This is a genomic window from Streptomyces sp. NPDC059994, from assembly GCF_042737755.1.
Lineage (GTDB): Bacteria > Actinomycetota > Actinomycetes > Streptomycetales > Streptomycetaceae > Streptomyces.
On sequence record NZ_JBHWUR010000084.1, the window covers coordinates 1 to 16944 of the forward strand.

A 16944-nucleotide genomic window follows, 5' to 3' on the forward strand; every position below is an offset into this window, starting at 1 on the left:
GGGTCCGGGGGCGCAGCCCCCGGGAAACGAGCCTCCACCCCCACCCACCCCCGGAGGGTTCAGGGAACGGGCGGGGTGGGGGCTCTGTAGCGTGGGCCCATGGCGCGATGGCGGGACGGGCAAGGCCAGTTGGCGGTCGAAGAGGGGCACCTCGTCCCCCTCGAAATCGCCGCGTCCTATCGGGCCCGTACCCGCGGACTCCTCGGCCGGGACGGGGTCCAGGGCGCCGTCCTCCTCAGCCCCGCCACCTCCGTACACACCTTCCGCATGCGCTTCCCCCTGGACGTCGCCTACCTGGACCGCCACCTCCGCGTCATCACCCTCCACACCGTCCCCCCGAACCGCCTCACCGCCCCCCGCCTCCGCGCCCGCCACATCCTGGAGGCGGAGGCGGGCGCGATGGCGGGGTGGGGCATCCGGCCGGGCGTGCGGGTGCGCGTGCACCTGCATGGGGCGCACCCGTAAGCCGGAAGTCGCCTTGCCCGCCCCGCGCGCCCCTGCTTACGATCACGACCACGGCGTCGCGCGTTGGTCACCGGCCGGGTGAGCGTGGAGGTGCCCGTGAGATGCCTGTTGGAGGCATTCCACCGTGTCAGTCGAGTTGAATCACACCATCGTCCACTCCCGCGACAAGCGGGCTTCCGCCGAGTTCCTGGCGGACATCCTGGGGCTGCGGGTCGGTGACGAGTGGGGACCGTTCATCCCCGTCGAGACCGGCAACGGCGTCACCCTGGACTTCGCCACCGGCGACCCGGACAAGATCGTGCCGCAGCACTACGCCTTCCTCGTCTCCGAGGACGAGTTCGACGCCGGCTTCGAGAAGATCAAGCAGTGGGGCGTACGGTACTTCGCCGATCCGTACATGAAGCGCCCCGACGAGATCAACCACAACGACGGCGGCCGGGGCGTCTACTTCCTCGACCCGTCCGGCCACGCCATGGAGATGATCACCAGGCCGTACGGAAGCGGCAGCACCGGCTCATAGCGCGGGTTCACTCTTCCGGCCGGGCCAGCGCCGCGAGCAGCGCCACCACCTCGCCCACCGGCACCGGCCGGAAGAACTCCGCGTCCACCGCCTCGACCGCCGCGATCGCCCGCGGCGCGAGCTCCGCCCCGGCTTCCGTCACCCGCAGCCGCTTGGCCCGGGTGTCCGCCGGGTCGGTCTCGCGTACGAGCAGGCCCTTGCCCTCCAGCGTACGGACGACCTGGGACGTCATCTTGACGTCGGTACCGGCCTGGCGGGCGACCGCCAGCTGGTTGGGGTGCTCCCCCTGCCCGTTGAGCCACCAGGTGCACGCGAGCAGCACGAACTGCACATGGGTGAGGCCCAGCGGCGTGAGGGCCGCGGTCACCCCGCGCTGCCAGCGCAGCGTGGCGTGCCAGAGCAGGAACCCGGGGCTCTCGCCGGGGGTGAGCGCCATCAGTGCCGCGCCTCCGCGAGCCGGACGAGCGCGGCCATGGTCTCCGGCCAGTCGGCGGTGACGGCCGGGCCGATCTCCGGGCCCACCTCGTCGGCCGCCGCGCCGGTGATCTCCATCCGGTAGACCACCCGGGTACGGTCCTGGCCCAGCCGGTCGAGCCGGTGCGCGGTGCGCAGGACCAGGCCGTCGAAGCGGGCCTCGTCCACGAACAGCTCGTTCTCGGCCACTTCGGCGATCCGCAGCTCGATCGGGTCCTGACCGTCCGCCCCCATGGTGATCTCGGATCCGGCCGCGAACGGCCCCCGGATCTCGATCTTCTGGACGTCCGCGTTCCAGGCGCCCCAGTTCTCCACGTCGGCCCACAGCCGCCAGACGGCCTCAGGAGCGGCGCTGGTCTCGACTCCGTGCTCGTACACCCACATGTCGGCTCCCCTGTTCATCCTCTGCGCGAATTAAGCTCTCCGTAGATTATCTGCGCGCAGACTATCTGTCCACACTCCTTGCCCTCACCGTCGATTCCCAGCCGTCTCACGCCGACGTGCGCTTTTTTCCAAGTCCCCGGTACGCCCCGGCTGGCAGCCTCTGTGGTGCGCGGGAGCGTCACTTCCAACGGACGTTGACGGGGGCCCGCGCACATACGGGGCCCGGCCGACCGCACCTCCACCCGGCCGGCCGGGCCCGCCCTCGCACCGGCCCGTCTTTACCCGGTCGCCCCGCGCGGGAAGGACACCTCGACCCGGCGGTTCTTGCGGCGGCCGTCCTCCGAGGAGTTGTCCGCGATCGGGTAGTCCTCCGCGTACCCCCGGATGTCGAAGGTGACCGCGCCGCCCACCGCCTGCGAGAGCGCGCCCTGGACGGCGTCCGCGCGCTGCCTGGACAGGACGACGCCGTGCTCGTGCGTACCGAGGTTGTCGGTGAAGCCGAACACCCGGACGTTCGTGGCCTTCTGCTTCTTGACCTCGTCGGCGATCGCCTGGATGCGGCCGCTCGCCTCGGCGGAGAGCGCGGCGCTGTCCTTGCCGAAGAGGACTTCGGCCTGCAGGGCGAAGGAGATGTCGGCGTTGGTGTCGGCGCGGCGCTCCTCGCCGCCCATGTCCTCGACGACCGACTTGATGTCGATGACCCTCGGCGCGGCGAGCGTCGCCCCGTCGGAGAGTTTGAGCCCGGGCGCGTTGGCGTCGACCTTCACGGGCGGGGCGGCGGCGGGCACGGCGGTGGGATTCGGATCGTCGGCGACGGCCGCGCCCGTCCCCGCCCCGACGAACAGCAGCACCGCGGCGGCGAGGGCCGCGGAGCGGGCGTGACGGCGGCGGGGGTGGCCGGGGGCCGGGGCCGGGGTCGCGGGTGGTGCCTGGGTGGCCTGCATGGGGTGCCTCAGCCGGAGATCTTGATGGTGGCGGTGGGCATGGTGGGGAGCTGGAAGTCGACTTCTGTTACGGGGGCGGGGGGGGCGGGGAACTGGGTGTAGAAGGGGGCTTCCTCCCCCGCCTGGATGCCCGTCGTGAACTGCGAGCACAGGCAGCGGCCGTCCGTGTCGCGCAGGATCAGGTACCGCTTCTTGCCCGCCTTGTCGACCAGCGCCGCGCCCGCCATGGAGGCGCCGTTGCTCCTCAGCTCCTGCTCGCTGCCCTGCCATCCGGGCGCGGAGAACAGGTTCTTGGACCCGTTCTTCACGACGCCCTGCACCGTCACGAACCCTCCGGCGTCCCGCTTCGCCGAGTTGACCACCACCTCGACGCCGTCGGTGCCGCTGATGGTCGCAAGGACCTCGGTGCTCTGCGTGGACGGGCCGCCGGACGGGGTGTTCTTCCCGCCGGACACCGTCGGAGCGGTGGAGGCCTTGTCGCCGCCCTTCGGCTTGCCCCCGCCGTCTCCCCCGCAGGCGGTCAGGGTGAGCGCCAGGGCGGCGGCAGCCGCCGCGACCACCGCGCCTCTCGTCCGCGCCCTGATCTTGGCCTTGTCCATGAGTGAAGCCCCCTCGGTCCTTCGTGCTGCGCACTTCATACGCTTACTTGTCGGCCAGATGGACGGAGAACAGGTCGGACGCCTTCGGCAGGAGGTCGAGGTGGCCGGGGTCGATCTCGAAGTCCCGCTTCTTGTCGCAGACGAGCCGGTACGCCTTCTGCCCGCCCGCCGGCCCGCCGGGGGGCGGGGACTCGCCGGGGGCCGGGCCGGGCGCCGGCTCCGAAGCCTCTGTGGTGGGCCCGTTCCCGGGCGCCTCCTGGAGGTGGCAGCGCGGTACGACCACGGCGGCCGCCTTCGCCTTGCCCTTGTGGTCCTGTGTGGCGGCGATGACCGAATGGCCCGCCGTCTTGTTGGTCTGCACGGCCACTTGGTAGGTGGGCTCAGGCTGGAAGGACAGCTCGCAGGTGTCGGCCGTGGCGTCGTTGCGCGAGGCGAGATCACGTGCCGCCGGGCAGGAGTCGTGCGGGATCAGCCCGCCCCGGTCGCCGTCGAGCAGCTTCTGCCAGCGCGCGAGGTCGAAGGTGTCGAGCAGGCCGTTCCTCAGCTGGTCCCGGAAGTCCTGGGCCGCCGCGAGGGCGGCCGCGTCCGCCGCCGTCTGGGCCTCGTTGCGCTTCATCGCCGCCTGGCCCACCGCGAAGTACGCGAACGCGAGGAAGAGCAGGCCGGCCACCGCGGTGATGTAGATGGGGAAGGCCTGCCCCCGGTCGCCGGTGAGGCGGCGGGACGCGGGTGAGGTCAGGGGTTGATCTTGTTGATCGCCGCCGTGATCTTCCCGGCGATCGTCGTGCCGAAATTCGTCTGCGTAAGCACCAGAATGATCGCCACCACCACGATGATGATCCCCATGTACTCGACCGCGCCCTGCCCCCGGTCCCCCCGCCGCCGCAGCGCCGTCGCCGTGGTGTTCAGCCAGCCGTGGACCCGGATCCTGGCGGCGGTCGCGGGCTTGAGGAGCTTGTCGTTCATGGTGGTCCCCTCCGGGGTCTACGGCGGTGCCGCGCTCGACAGCCGCACCGTACCCGGGCCCTCCGGTTCCGGCACAGGGCCCCTGGGCCCAATTCCCGGCCCGGGAGGGAGGTTGGCGCCGATGCCCCCTCATCCCGCCGCCCCCCGCGTCCCCAGCCACGTCGCGACCGCCTGGGTGCGGCTGTTGCTGTGTAGCTTCGCGAAGATCCGGTTGATGTGGTTCTTCACCGTCTTCTCGCTGATGAAGCAGGCGGCGGCGATCTGCTGATTGCTCATGCCCGCCGTGATCAGCTCCATCACCTCCACCTCCCTCCTGCTGAGCCGGTGTACTCCAAGTCCCTTGCGGAAGAGCGGAGTTTCCCTCCGGCGCCCCGGTGACGACTGTCCCACATCCGGTTGCATCCGCGAAGCCTCTTCGTTCGGATTTAATGAAATCGACCGGGGCACGACACCCGGAGGGGGGATGGGACAGGCAACGCCCTCCGCCCCCTCCATGACACCCAGTGCCCTCGCCGCCGTCGCCGAGAAAGGCGCGCGGCCGAGCCCGATGCCCCGTACCGCGCCGACCAGTTGTTCCACAGTGAACTCGCCGTGCACCAGATAGCCTCGCGCACCCAGCCGCAGCGCCTCGCGTACGGTCTCGTCCTCGCCGCTGTACGTCAGCATCATCACCGGCGCCACCCGCACCAGGCGGGGCAGTGCCGCGAGGCCGTCCACGCCGGGCATCCGCACATCGAGCAGGACCACGTCCGGCCGGTGCAGTAGGGCCGCCTCGTACGCCTCGCGGCCGTCCGCCGCCTCGGCCACGACCTCCGTGCCGGCGTGGCCGTCGAGCAGCGCGGTGAGTCCGGCCCGTACGACCGGGTTGTCGTCCGCCACCAGCACCCGGGTCACACCCCGCTCCTCTCCACGGCCCGTACGGCTCCCAGCGCCGCCAGCGGCAGGTCCAGGCGGACCTCCGTGCCCCTCGCCGCCTCGCCCCGGCCGATGCGGATGCGCGCGCCGAGGTCCGCCGCGCGCTCGACCATGCCGACCAGGCCGAAGTGGCCCGCCCGGCGCAGCCCGTCGAGGGTGGTGCCGGGGGGCAGGCCGCGCCCGTCGTCGTACACGCTGATGCGGAGCACGTCCCCGACCACGCCCGCCGACACGTCCACACGCGCCGGGCCCGCGTGGCGGTGGGCGTTCTCCAGCGCCTCCGAGGCGATGGTGAGGAGCTGGCGGGCGATCGGGTGCGGGACCCGCATCGCGGACCCGTCCCGGGAGAGGGAGCGGTAGCTCACGCCCATGTCTTCACCTCTGCCCGCGAAGTCCCTTGCCCGCGCCGCCAGTTCCGCCAGTACGTCCACTCCCCCGTCCGGGCCCGGCTCACGGCGCAGGTCGGCGAGGAGTTCGCGGGACTCGGCGGCGGCGCGGCGGGCCGAGCGGGCCACCAGGGTCGCCCCTCGGCGGACCGCGACCGGGTCGGTGCGGTCGGCCGAGGCCGCCAGGCCCTCGGCGGCGAGCGCCACGCCGTACAGGGTCTTGGCGACCGAGTCGTGCAACTCCCGTGCCAGCCTCGCCCGTTCCTCCTCCACCGCCAGCCTCGCCCGTGCTTCGGTGAGCGCCCGCGAGGCCACCCCGAACCGCAGCAGCAGGCCCCGCAGCGCGACCCCGGCCGCGCCCGCGAGGACGCAGAAGCCCGGCAGCAGCAGGGCCGGGGCGACCGGCTGGTGGTGCTGGCGCTGGGCCATGTACGCGAGCGCCAGGATCACGCACTGGAGCCCGGCGAAGACGCCCGCGCCCCGCCACCCGTACACCAGTCCGGCGAGCAGCGGGGTGCAGACGACGACGTAGCCGAGCGGGGAGTCGGGGGTCGCGGTGAACAGCAGCAGCGCGCCGAACGCGGTGTCCACGCCCAGCAGCCACGGGTGGCGCAGCAGCAGCGGGCCGAAGCGCTCCCAGTCGCGGTAGAGCGCGTACGAGCCCATGAAGGTGATCAGCACGGCTCCGGAGACCAGCCAAGTGGCGATGCCCCGGGCCGAGTTGGCCAGGGCGAAGGGGGTGCCGAGCCCTATCATCGCGAGCCGGAACAGGAAGACCTGGCGGCAGAGCGCCTGAAGGGCGTTGAGCTGGAGGGAGACCTCGGGCTCGGGGGGCAGGCCGTGCTGCTGTGTCGATCTCGGCATGGTGGTCCCCTCACTTCCCCGTGAGCGAGCCGATGTCGGCCTCGGACCCGAGCAGCATCGCGGACGCCATCAGGATCATGGTGGCGGGCACCATGAACGTGGTGACCATCAGCGTCGCCTTCGGCACCGCCTTGGCCGCCTTGCGGCGGGCGTTCTGGGCGTCGGTGCGGCGCATGTCGGTGGCGATCGCTATCAGCGTGTCCACGATCGGCGCGCCCAGCTCCTCACCCTGCTGGAGCGCCGTGACGAACATGGCGACCTGCTCGGAGTCGTTGCGCCGGCGCAGGTCGTCGAAGGCCTGGCGACGGCTGACCCCCATGTCCAACTGGCGCAGCGCGATCCGCACCTCGTCGGCCCAGGGGCCCTCGTACTGCTCCGCGACCCGCTCCAGGGCCTGGCGGAAGCCGAGCCCGGCGGAGACCACCACCGCGAGGACGTCGAGGAAGTCCGGCAGGGTCCGCTCGATGTCGTCGCGGCGGCGGCGGACGGCCGCCCAGATGCCGACCTCGACCCAGTAGTACGCGAACGCGACCATCAGCAGGGCCAGCAGATAGTTGCCGCCGGAGAGCATCACCACCGCGCCGACCGCGCCGAGCGCCCCGTACACCGCGCGCCGCGCCGCGTACCGGTCGATGGTCAGGCCGCCGGGGTTGCCCGCCATGTCGATCCTGCGGCGTTTCTCGCCGACGCGCCTGGGCCCCATCAGCCGCAGTACGAGCGGGGCGTAGCGGATGCCGAGGCGGTCGATGGCGCCGCCGGTCCGAGTGGTGCGGGTGGCGCCGACCTCCAGGGCGAGGGCCAGGTCGCCGGGGAGCTTGGCCTCGGCGCGGTACATCCGTACGCCCTGGAAGGCGCCCAGGACGCTGAGCCCGCCGATGAGTCCCAGGATCAGTTCCATGCCCGCCCCCTCAGACGTCGATCTTCGAGATGCGGCGGATCGCGACGAAGCCCAGCGCGTAGAGCCCGAGCGCCACGACGACCGCTGCCTGGCCCAGGAACGAGCCGGTCATCTTGGCGAGCGAGCCCGGCGCGATCTGGTTGACCAGCAGCATGGCACCGACCCCGATCGCCGGGACCGCGTACGCCGTGGTGTTCACCTGGGACAGCTGGGTGCGCACCTCGCGCCGGGTCTCCTTGCGCTCCTCCAGGGTGGTGGTGAGGTTGCGCAGCGAGTTGACGACCGCGCCGCCCGCCCGGTTGGAGAGGATCAGCGTCGAGACGAGGACGACCAGTTCGCGCGAGGGCAGCCGGTGGGCCAGCTCGCCGAGCGCGTCGTCGAGGGTGCGGCCGACGGCGAGCTGGTCGGCGACCGCCTTGAGCTCGTCGCCCGCCGGGGCCTCCAGCTCGTCCGCCGCCATGGCGATCGCGGTGCGCAGGGCGAGCCCGGCCTGGGTGGCGTTGGCGATCACGCGGGAGATCTCGGGGAGCTGGTTGATGAACGCCTCGGTGCGCCGGGTGCGCTGCCAGTTCAGGAAGGTGTTGGCCGCCCACAGCCCGGCGAGGGCAGCGAGCGGGCCGAAGAAGGAGGCGAGCACCGAGGCGGCGACCACCCACAGCCCGACGACCGCGGCGAGTACGTAGACGAAGAACTCGCCCGGGGTGAGGTCCAGGCCGGTCACCGCGAGCTTGCGCTCGATGCGCTTGCCGACCAGGGTGCGGCGCAGCCTGCGGTCCACCCCGGCGAAGGGCCGCCGGCGTCCGGCGGGCGGCAGCTCCCCGGCGGTGGAGAGCCGTTCGACCAGGGCCCGGCGCTGGGCGCGCCCCGTGGCGTACGCGTGCACACCGACGACCGCCGCCGCGCAGGCGAGCAGCGTGACCCCGATCGTCAGCTGGGTGAGTGCGGACATGGGCGGTGCTACCTGGCCTCTCGGGTGGCGAGCTGTTCGTCGAAGGAGGCGATGCCGAACGCCTGCGGGACGGGCTGGCCCGCGAGGTAGAGGCGCTCGGCGACGCGGCGCGGGACCGGGAAGTGGCGGAACTCGCCGTGGACGCGCCCGTCGGCGGCCATCGGGCGGGGGTCGAAGCGGGCGACGGTGGCGAGCCGGTAGGGGTCGCGGCCGTGCGAGTCGAGCAGGGCGATCTCGGTGATCCGGCGGGAGCCGTCGGCGTGCCGGGTGAGCTGGACCAGGACGTCGACGGCCGAGTTGATCTGGTCGTGCAACGCCTCGAACGGGATCTTGATCTCGGACATGGAGGCCAGGGTCTGGAGCCGCATCAGGGCGTCCTCGGCGCTGTTGGCGTGGACCGTGGCGAGTGAGCCGTCGTGGCCGGTGGACATCGCCTGGAGCATGTCGAGGGACTCGCCGCCGCGCACCTCGCCGACCACGATCCGGTCGGGGCGCATACGCAGCGAGTTGCGGACCAGGTCGCGGATGGAGACGTGGCCCTTGCCCTCGACGTTGGCCGGGCGGGCCTCAAGGCGGATCACATGGCTCTGCTGGAGCTGGAGTTCGGCGGAGTCCTCGATGGTGATGATGCGCTCGTGCTCGGGGATGAGTCCGGAGAGGGCGTTGAGCAGGGTCGTCTTGCCGGTGCCGGTGGCACCGGAGACGATCACGTTGAACTTCGCCTGGATCAGCCCGGCGAGCAGCATCAGCATGGACTGGTCGAGCGAGCCGAAGGCGATCAGCTCGGGGAGCGTGAAGGAGCGCGGGAAGCGGCGGATGGTGAGGGTCGCGCCGGTCAGCGAGAGCGGCGGGATGATCACGTTGACGCGCTCGCCGGACGGCAGCCGGGCGTCGACCATCGGGTTGGACTCGTCGACCCGGCGGTTGACGGTCGACACGATCCGCTCGATGGTCTGCATCAGCTGCTCGTGCGAGGCGAACCGCATCGGCAGCCGCTCGACCCGTCCGCCGCGCTCCACGTAGATCTGGTCGGGGCCGTTGACCATGATCTCGGTGACGGAGGCGTCTTCGAGGAGCGGTTCCAGTACGCCCAGGCCCAGCGCCTCGTCGACGACCCGGCGGATCAGCTGGGCCCGCTCACCGGTGGACAGGACCGGGCCTTCGCGGCTGAGGATGTGGCCGAGGACGCGTTCGAGCCGCGCCCGGCGCTCGGCGGCGGCGAGCGAGGACATCTCGGCGAGGTCGATCTCCTCCAGGAGCTTGCCCCGGTAGGCGGCGACGAGATGCGCGTCGCCCTCGCCGCCCCGGGTCTCCTCGGGGGCGGTGATACGGGCCCGCAGGCTCATGTGACGTGCCTCCTCGGCTGGTTGCTCTCGTCGCAGGGCATGGTGGCGCTCTTGCGGACCGGGCCGAAGTGGTCGATGCCGGGGAAGACGGACGGGATGGAGACGGTGACCGTGGCGGTCACCGTGGCCCCGGGGCAGCCCGCCACGCCGATGTCGGCGCGCCGGCCGACCCAGTCGCTCACCGCGGCCTTCCCTGCCTGGGCGGCGCCGCCCGCCCGTTCCGTCTGCGCGCCGGTACGGGCGGCTGCCCGGGCGGCCGTGCCCGCCTGCTGGGCGGCGTACGCGGCGAGCCCCAGCTGGACGCCGGCGAGCGCGACCAGGAGCAGCAGCGGCAGGAAGCCGAGGTACTCGACGGCGGCGGAGCCCCGGTCGCGGGCCCGGCCCCGGCTTCCGGCCCCGGGGGACCACCGGGTCCACGGGGACCGCCGCGCCGGGCGCCTCACGGCTCCGCACCCCGGGCGCCTCACGGCTCCTCCTCGCGGGCCGCACCGGCGTGCCCGTGCACGGTGGTGAGCGGCACGGTGAACGCGCCGGGGAAGAGCACCGGGACCCTTACGCCGACGGTGGCGGTGAAGACGTCCTTCCCGCCGCCCCCGCACTCCTGCGCGGACACCTCCCAGCCGTCCGGCGCCGCCGCCCGCACGGCCGCCGCGCACGCCGCCGCGCCGCCGTCCCTGGCCGCGCCCGCCCGGGCGCCCTCGTCCGCCACATGTCCGGCGACCGTGAACGCGTACCCGGTCAGCACCAGTTGCCAGATCGCGGCGAGGGTCACCAGGATGATCGGCACCATCCCGGTGAACTCGACGATGATCTGGCCCCGGTCCCGGTCGGCCCGCGACCGTATGCCCCTCATCCGTGCCCCCGGCGCCGCAGCACGAGGGTGCCCCGGCCGCTCTTCTCCGGCGCCGGAGCCCCCTTCACCAGGCCCAGCTCGCCCGCGAGCGTCCACAGCGCCTGCTTGACCGTGGACTTGGCGTCCAGGTCGTGGAGGCGCCCGGCGTCGACGACGGCCTGCAGCTCCTTGAAGTTGGCGGGGACGGAGGTGCGGGTGATCCGGGTGCCGGTGACCTTCTGGACGAGCGCGGGCTGGATCTCGGTGGCGCGGGTGTGCCGGTTGACCACGGTGGTGGTCTCCTCGGCCTTGCGGATCTGCAGGCGGTCCCACATCCGTACGATCCGCTTGGCGGCCCGTACCGACACCACGTCCGGGGTGGTCACCAGCAGGGCGGTGTCGGCCAGTTCGACGGCGGCGGCGTTGGCGCCGTTCATCTGGGTGCCGCAGTCCACGATCACCACTTCGTAGCGGTGGCGCAGGGCGGAGAGGATCTGGCGGGCCGCGCGGTCGGTGACCTCCTCGGCCCGCTCGCCGTCGCCGGGGGCGAGCAGCAGGCCGACGCCGGTGGAGTGGGTGAACAGGGCGTCCTGGAGGACCCGGGGCGAGATGTCGCTGATCGTGGCGAGGTCCGCGATGGAGCGGCGGAACTGGACGTCGAGGAACGAGGCCACGTCCCCGGCCTGGAGGTCCATGTCGACCAGGGCCGTGGTGCGGCCCGACGCCCGCGCCGCGAGGGCGAGGTGGACGGCGGTGACGGTGGCGCCGACGCCGCCCTTGGCGCCGGTGACGGTGACGACCGTGCCGCCGGGGCCGCTGGAGGCCTCGCCCCCGCCGCCCAGGTGGCGGCGGACCCCGACCGACCACTGGGCGGCCACCTGCACCCGGCTGACCAGCTCCTCGTAGTGCAGCGGCAGGGTGACCAGGCCGCGCGCGCCCGAGTCCATGGCGGCGGCGAAGAGGCCGGGGCCCGCGTCGGAGGTGATCAGGACGACGCCGACGGCGGGGAAGCGCAGGGCGACCTCGCGGACCAGGTCGAGGGCGGGAACCGGCCCGATGCGCTCGTGGACGAGGACGACCTCGGGCAGCTCGTCCAGGGAGTCCCCGGCGAGCCGGGCCAGGGTGTCCAGGAGCTGGGTCGAGTCCGCGACGGGCGCGGCGGGTTCGGCGTCGGGGAGCTGGCTGAGCAGGGTGGTGACGGACCGGGCGGCGTCGGCGTCCCCGACGGCCGGGAGGATCCTGGTGGTCATCCGAACCTCACTGGTCCTTTTCGAGGCGGTACGTACGGTCGCCGGGCGGGACCGAGGGGTCGCTGCCGGGCGCGACGAGCGCGAGCCGCACGTGCTGGGCGAAGGACTCCGCGTACGCGACGCGCTGGGCGTCGACGGTGCCCAGGGCGAAGGTGATCGGGACCGCCTCGGTGCTCTTGCCGCGGTCGTCGCGGCCGGGGTCGAGGGCCTTCAGGCTGCCCACGTCGATGACCCTGGCGCCGGAGACGATGATCTTCGACTGGGGGGTGTCGCCCTGCTTGGCGGCGGCGAAAGTGGCGAAGATGTTCACCGAGGAGCCCGGCGTGATCTTGCCCGCCACACCGGTGGAGGCATCGATCATGATGGCGATCTCCTGCTCGCCGGGCCGGAGCTCGGGCCGCTTCACGATCATGTCGGACTGGAGCAGCGAACCGGCCCTGAGCTTGGTGACGGCGATCATTCCGCGGATGCGGGAGAGGTCGGTGACCGCGTTGCCGGGGAGCCACCGCTCGGGCATCGACGTCTTCTCGAACTGGCTCTCCTTCAGCTCCTTGTAGGGCTCGATCACGCCCTTCACCCGGTACGCCGTCACCTCGGGGCCGACCTTCGAGTTGGCGTCGTGGATCACCGAGAGGACCCCGGCGAAGGCCCCGGCGGCGCACAGGACCGAGACCAGGAGAAGGATGACGCCACGGCGCTGACGGGAGTTCATTGACCGTACGACCTCGTTCGATGACGTGGGACTGAGCGGACAAGGGCCACCGGGCGGGCTGCGCGGCGGCTAGCTGTACGTGCCTCCCGCGGGCAGCCGGAGCTCGGGGGCGGCGACGGGGGAGGCGCAGAACCCGCAGCGGTCGCCGATGAGTTCCATGCCGCACCACCGGCACGACTCCCGTCGCACGGACGCCACGAGCTGGTAGAGCACGGACAGGTCGGACAGATGGGCGGCGAACTCGGTGAGCTTGGACGTCCCCCACCAGGAGGGCGAGTACCCCGGCAGCGGAGCTTCCAGCACCGCGCCGACCTGCCAGCCGGGGGCGAGCGTGGCGGTGACCCACTCGGAGGGCGCCGCCGCGCTCGCCACCAGCAGGTGGCAGGCGTAGTCGGGCCCCTCCAGGTCGCCGGTGCCGATCCTGACGAGTTGCGGGACCGGATGGGCGAGCACCGCGAACTGGCTGCCGGGCAGCCAGGACTTGGCGTGCGTCTTGAGTCCGACCGGGACGCGGTCGAGCCGGGTGACCGAGTTCAGTACGGCGCCCGCGTGGATGTAGTGCGCGAGGAGGCGGGCGGCCGAGGCGAGCACACCGGGGCTGAAGTCGCACACCGACAGCCGGCACAGCTGGCGCGCGAGCACGGCCAGGCCGAGCGGCGGCAGCGGCGATCCGATCAGCGCGATCCGGTCGCTCTCCAGGATCGAGCGGACGGTGTGCAGCCGCTGCTCGTGGGCGGCCGGAAGCGACTCCGGGTACAGGACGACGACATGGCCGTGCAGGTCGAGCAGGCGGTGCGCGTGGGCGAGTGCGGCGTCGAGCGGCTGGACGTCCGGGGACGAGAAGACCGCCGGTGGCGGCGTGTGTGGATCGGCCGCCGGTAACACCAGGTCCGGGCTGGTGACGGCTATCGCAGTTGGCACATCAAGTCCCCGTTCCCTCGGCCCGTGGCGGGCCCCCTCAGCCGTAAGTGATCACCGCACTTCCCTCCTGAACCAGCACTGTATCCAGGAGATAGCTGCGGGTGAACAGTCTTCTCGTTTCTGTGATGCCACGAAGGGCGCCAGAGGTCTTGACAAGCGGATTGGTCTGGACCAGTTTGTACGCAGGTCTGGACCAGCTTGTACGCACAGCGCGCGCCCCACCTCCCCACCGACCTCCCAACTCCCCCACCGGAGGCAGCAAGTGAAACGAGCAAGCGGCAGAATCGGCTTGGCCGTGGCCGTGGCCGGCGCCCTGTCCATAGCCGGACTCACCGGCACCGCACACGCGGCGGACGTCAACAACGCCAGGAACGCGGGCTTCGAGTCGGGGCTCGCCAACTGGAGCTGTACGGCCGGGAGCGGCGCCGCCGTCTCCTCGCCCGTGCACGGCGGAGCCGCCGCCCTCAAGGCGACCCCGTCGGGCTCCGACACCGGCCAGTGCGTCCAGAGCGTCGCCGTGAAGCCCAACTCGACGTACACACTGAGCTCCTGGGTCCAGGGCTCGTACGTCTACCTCGGCGCCACCGGGACCGGCACCGGCGACGTCTCCACCTGGACGCCGGGCACCGGTGGCGGCTGGAACCAGCTGTCGACGACCTTCAAGACCGGCGCCTCCACCACGTCCGTGCAGATCTTCACGCACGGCTGGTACGGCCAGCCCGCGTACTACGCCGACGACATCTCGGTCTTCGGCCCGGACGGCGGCGGGGGCGGCGACCCGGCCCCGACGGTCCCGGCGGCCCCGGGCGGCCTCGCGGTCGGCTCGGTGACGTCCTCGTCCGTGGACCTCTCCTGGGGCGCGGTCTCCAACGCGAGCGGGTACAACGTCTACCGCGACGGCGCCAAGGTGCAGTCGGTGAGCGGCGGTTCGGCGACCGTGACCGGGCTGAGCGCGTCGACCTCGTACCAGTTCCAGGTGACCGCGACCAACGCGGCCGGTGAGTCCGCGAAGTCGGCGGCGGTGACCGGCAGGACGTCGGCGACCGGCAATCCGGGCGGCGGCGGCAACGTGCCCAAGCACGCGGTGACCGGCTACTGGCAGAACTTCAACAACGGCGCGACCGTCCAGAGGATCAGCGACGTGCCCGCCGACTACGACATCATCGCGGTGTCCTTCGCGGACGCCACCGGCACACCGGGCGGGGTGACCTTCAACCTCGACTCCAGCGGCCTCGGCGGCTACACCGTCGACCAGTTCAAGGCGGACATCGCCGCCAAGCACGCGGCGGGCAAGTCGGTGATCATCTCCATCGGCGGCCAGAACGGCACGGTATCGATCAACGACTCCACCTCGGCGACGAACTTCGCCAACTCGGTGTATTCGATGATGCAGACGTACGGCTTCGACGGCGTCGACATCGACCTGGAGAACGGCCTCAACTCCACGTACATGACGCAGGCGCTGCGCTCGCTGGCATCGAAGGCCGGCAGCAAGCTCGTCATCACGATGGCGCCGCAGACGATCGACATGCAGTCGACGTCGAACGAGTACTTCAAGACGGCGCTGAACATCAAGGACATCCTGACCGTCGTCAACATGCAGTACTACAACAGCGGTTCGATGAACGGCTGCGACGGCAGGGTCTACTCGCAGGGCACGGTCGACTTCCTGACCGCGCTCGCCTGCATCCAGCTCCAGGGCGGCCTGGACCCGTCCCAGGTGGGCCTCGGCCTGCCGGCCTCGACGAGCGGCGCGGGCAGCGGCTACGTCTCGCCGTCGGTGGTGAACGCGGCGCTGGACTGCCTGACGGCGGGCACCAACTGCGGCTCCTTCAAACCGTCGAAGACGTGGCCGGGCCTGCGGGGCGCGATGACCTGGTCCACGAACTGGGACGCCAGGTCGGGCAACGCCTGGTCGAACGCGGTGGGCCCGCACGTCCACGCGCTTCCGTAACAGGGGGAGACTGAGGTTCCCCGCGCCCCTTTCCCGGGACGCGGGGATCTCCGCTGTTACGGCCGCTGGAGCCGTTACGGCTTGGGCAGGGTGCAACCAGGCCGACCGAGGTCGAACTTGTTACCGGTACCTATGCAGGGGACGATGATGTACGTCTCCTGGGCATAGTTGATCTTGTAGCGGACGGTGACCTTGCCGTTCTGGTCCACCTCGCACGGGTTGTTCTCGGTGCAGCGCTGACCGTCCTCGTTACCGGTGTTGTTCACCGCGACCACCTTGCCGGTGGCCGTGTCGATGACCGGGGAGCCCGAGGTGCCGCCGATGGTCTGGCAGGCGGAGGTGTACCGGACCGAGTCCTTCCAGGTCCAGTCGCCCTCCTTGAGCCGGTAGGCGAACCCGTCGATGTTGCAGCTGTAGGTGCGCTTCCAGTAGCCGGAGACCACCTTGATGGCGGTGCCCGCGACCGGGTGCTGGTCGTTGAGCGTGAGCGCGCCGATCCCGTACTGGCTCTGGATCTGCGCGTACGTCTTGCCCAGCTCGTAGACCGTGATGTCGGTGTCGGTCATCGTCGCGTACGAGACCTTGGTGGCCCGCAGTGTGCCGACCTTGCTGCCCGAGCCGTTGAGCAGCGAGAAGCTGCGCGTGGAGGGCTGGTCGGTGATGACCTCGCCGGCGGCCGGGAATCCGGTCTCCAGGCAGTGGCCGTTCGAGAGGATGAGAGCGGGGTCGTTCGGCTGGGAGTTGGGCGTGCGGATCAGCGACCCGGAACAGTTGCTGAGCGCGACCGTTCCGGCGAAGTCGACCGCCTTGACCGTCGCCTTGGCGCCGCTGTGGGTGTGCGGCGCCGCGACGACCGGTGCCGCACCCGCTCCGACGAGCAGAAGCGCGAGCACCGTGCCGACGAGAGGCTTCTTCATGTGGGGGTTCCCCTCTGAAGGGATTCAGGAGTGGGTTCCTGAAGTTGTCATGCGCATTGTTGGACGCGCCAACCCCTGGGGGCAACCGTCGAGTTCAGGCCAGGTCGATCAACCGTCGCCCGAACACGGTCAGTCCTCCATGAACACGATCCGCCGAGCCGGCCCCGCACCTCTGCGCGGCCGTGGCCGTCGCGCGGCCCGCTGCCACCGCGCGTTCGCGGCCCCATGCCCGGATCTCCTCGATCTGCTCGGGGTCGTTCCTGAGGTCGATCGGGCGGGCCGGCTGGCCGGGGTCGGGGTCGGCCTTCACATAGCGGCGGTAGGAGAGCTGGATGATCTCCTTGCGGTCCTGCGCGTCCGGCAGGTCCACGAAGGACAGCTCGTCGAAGCCGCCCTTGCGCAGCGGCTCGGGCGGCAGGCCACGCACATCGTTGGCGGTGGCGACCACGAAGGCGCGCGAGCGGGACTCCTGGAGCCAGAACAGGAACTGCCCGGTGATCCGCTGCGGCACGCCCGTGCCGTCGTCCCGGCCCGCCAGACCCTTCTCGATCTCGTCGATCCACAGCACGCACGCGACCACCCGGTCGGCGGTCTCCAGGGGCCTCCCGGAAGCGGTCCTCGGGCTTCCGCGCGGATCGGCCCCGCAGC

At 71.7% G+C, this 16944-nt stretch carries 20 protein-coding genes and 1 pseudogene; 3 read left to right on the forward strand and 18 right to left on the reverse strand.

Features of this window, described 5'->3' with window-relative positions:
• The first annotated feature begins 99 nt into the window (after positions 1-99).
• Positions 100-465 (forward strand): DUF192 domain-containing protein, encoded by a 366-nt coding sequence (locus ACFWA7_RS30035; RefSeq protein WP_385544328.1) that lies wholly within the window; start codon positions 100-102, stop codon positions 463-465.
• A 124-nt stretch (positions 466-589) separates the two neighbouring features.
• Positions 590-985: a VOC family protein gene (locus tag ACFWA7_RS30040; protein WP_385544331.1), complete on the forward strand. Its 396-nt coding sequence runs from the start codon at positions 590-592 to the stop codon at positions 983-985.
• Between the two features lie 7 nt (positions 986-992).
• Here the strand turns inward: ACFWA7_RS30040 and ACFWA7_RS30045 are convergent, their stop codons facing one another.
• The 16 genes from ACFWA7_RS30045 to ACFWA7_RS30120 all read right to left on the reverse strand — a co-directional run bounded on the left by ACFWA7_RS30045 (position 993) and on the right by ACFWA7_RS30120 (position 13425).
• A complete protein-coding gene (locus tag ACFWA7_RS30045; RefSeq protein ID WP_385544334.1) occupies positions 993-1421 on the reverse strand; it encodes a MarR family winged helix-turn-helix transcriptional regulator in 429 nt (142 codons plus the stop codon).
• The gene (locus tag ACFWA7_RS30050; RefSeq protein WP_385826222.1) at positions 1421-1843 is read right to left on the reverse strand and encodes an SRPBCC family protein; all 423 of its coding nucleotides are present in this window, start codon (positions 1841-1843) and stop codon (positions 1421-1423) included. Before ACFWA7_RS30050 ends, ACFWA7_RS30045 begins: the two co-directional genes overlap by 1 nt.
• Before the next feature lie 278 nt (positions 1844-2121).
• A complete protein-coding gene (locus ACFWA7_RS30055) occupies positions 2122-2787 on the reverse strand; it encodes an OmpA family protein (protein WP_385544340.1) in 666 nt (221 codons plus the stop codon).
• Between the two features lie 8 nt (positions 2788-2795).
• Positions 2796-3386, reverse strand: coding sequence for a hypothetical protein (locus ACFWA7_RS30060; RefSeq protein ID WP_385826224.1), 591 nt, complete (start codon positions 3384-3386; stop codon positions 2796-2798).
• A gap of 43 nt (positions 3387-3429) precedes the next feature.
• Complete coding sequence (locus ACFWA7_RS30065) at positions 3430-4125, reverse strand: pilus assembly protein TadG-related protein (protein WP_385544413.1); 696 nt, start codon at positions 4123-4125, stop codon at positions 3430-3432.
• Positions 4122-4352 carry a hypothetical protein gene (locus ACFWA7_RS30070; protein WP_067163534.1) on the reverse strand — a complete coding sequence of 77 codons (231 nt, stop codon included), beginning with the start codon at positions 4350-4352 and terminating at the stop codon, positions 4122-4124. The genes ACFWA7_RS30065 and ACFWA7_RS30070 overlap by 4 nt, the downstream gene beginning before the upstream one ends.
• 129 nt (positions 4353-4481) lie before the next feature.
• Positions 4482-5246: a response regulator gene (locus ACFWA7_RS30075; protein WP_385544346.1), complete on the reverse strand. Its 765-nt coding sequence runs from the start codon at positions 5244-5246 to the stop codon at positions 4482-4484.
• Positions 5243-6517, reverse strand: a complete 1275-nt coding sequence (locus ACFWA7_RS30080; RefSeq protein WP_385826226.1) for a sensor histidine kinase — start codon at positions 6515-6517, stop codon at positions 5243-5245. The genes ACFWA7_RS30075 and ACFWA7_RS30080 overlap by 4 nt, the downstream gene beginning before the upstream one ends.
• Positions 6518-6527: 10 nt before the next feature.
• Positions 6528-7415, reverse strand: coding sequence for a DUF5936 domain-containing protein (locus ACFWA7_RS30085; RefSeq protein WP_385544351.1), 888 nt, complete (start codon positions 7413-7415; stop codon positions 6528-6530).
• A gap of 10 nt (positions 7416-7425) precedes the next feature.
• Positions 7426-8364 (reverse strand): type II secretion system F family protein, encoded by a 939-nt coding sequence (locus ACFWA7_RS30090; protein ID WP_385544354.1) that lies wholly within the window; start codon positions 8362-8364, stop codon positions 7426-7428.
• 8 nt (positions 8365-8372) lie between these two features.
• Positions 8373-9710: a CpaF family protein gene (locus ACFWA7_RS30095; RefSeq protein ID WP_385544356.1), complete on the reverse strand. Its 1338-nt coding sequence runs from the start codon at positions 9708-9710 to the stop codon at positions 8373-8375.
• Positions 9707-10153: a TadE/TadG family type IV pilus assembly protein gene (locus tag ACFWA7_RS30100; protein ID WP_385826228.1), complete on the reverse strand. Its 447-nt coding sequence runs from the start codon at positions 10151-10153 to the stop codon at positions 9707-9709. The genes ACFWA7_RS30095 and ACFWA7_RS30100 overlap by 4 nt, the downstream gene beginning before the upstream one ends.
• A gap of 20 nt (positions 10154-10173) precedes the next feature.
• Positions 10174-10563: a TadE/TadG family type IV pilus assembly protein gene (locus tag ACFWA7_RS30105; RefSeq protein ID WP_385544361.1), complete on the reverse strand. Its 390-nt coding sequence runs from the start codon at positions 10561-10563 to the stop codon at positions 10174-10176.
• Positions 10560-11792, reverse strand: a complete 1233-nt coding sequence (locus ACFWA7_RS30110; protein WP_385826230.1) for a CpaE family protein — start codon at positions 11790-11792, stop codon at positions 10560-10562. Before ACFWA7_RS30110 ends, ACFWA7_RS30105 begins: the two co-directional genes overlap by 4 nt.
• Before the next feature lie 7 nt (positions 11793-11799).
• Complete coding sequence (gene cpaB / locus ACFWA7_RS30115; RefSeq protein ID WP_385544367.1) at positions 11800-12504, reverse strand: Flp pilus assembly protein CpaB; 705 nt, start codon at positions 12502-12504, stop codon at positions 11800-11802.
• Between the two features lie 69 nt (positions 12505-12573).
• Positions 12574-13425 (reverse strand): hypothetical protein, encoded by an 852-nt coding sequence (locus ACFWA7_RS30120; protein WP_385544369.1) that lies wholly within the window; start codon positions 13423-13425, stop codon positions 12574-12576.
• Between the two features lie 262 nt (positions 13426-13687).
• Here ACFWA7_RS30120 and ACFWA7_RS30125 point away from each other — a divergent pair, with 262 nt between their 5' ends.
• Positions 13688-15379: a chitinase gene (locus ACFWA7_RS30125; RefSeq protein ID WP_385826232.1), complete on the forward strand. Its 1692-nt coding sequence runs from the start codon at positions 13688-13690 to the stop codon at positions 15377-15379.
• A 74-nt stretch (positions 15380-15453) separates the two neighbouring features.
• On the opposite strand, the gene ACFWA7_RS30130 is transcribed toward ACFWA7_RS30125, so the two are convergent.
• Together ACFWA7_RS30130 and ACFWA7_RS30135 are read right to left on the reverse strand one after the other, a co-directional pair.
• Positions 15454-16296 carry a serine protease gene (locus ACFWA7_RS30130; protein ID WP_385544375.1) on the reverse strand — a complete coding sequence of 281 codons (843 nt, stop codon included), beginning with the start codon at positions 16294-16296 and terminating at the stop codon, positions 15454-15456.
• Between the two features lie 129 nt (positions 16297-16425).
• Positions 16426-16944: pseudogene (locus tag ACFWA7_RS30135) on the reverse strand (AAA family ATPase); the annotation flags it as partial.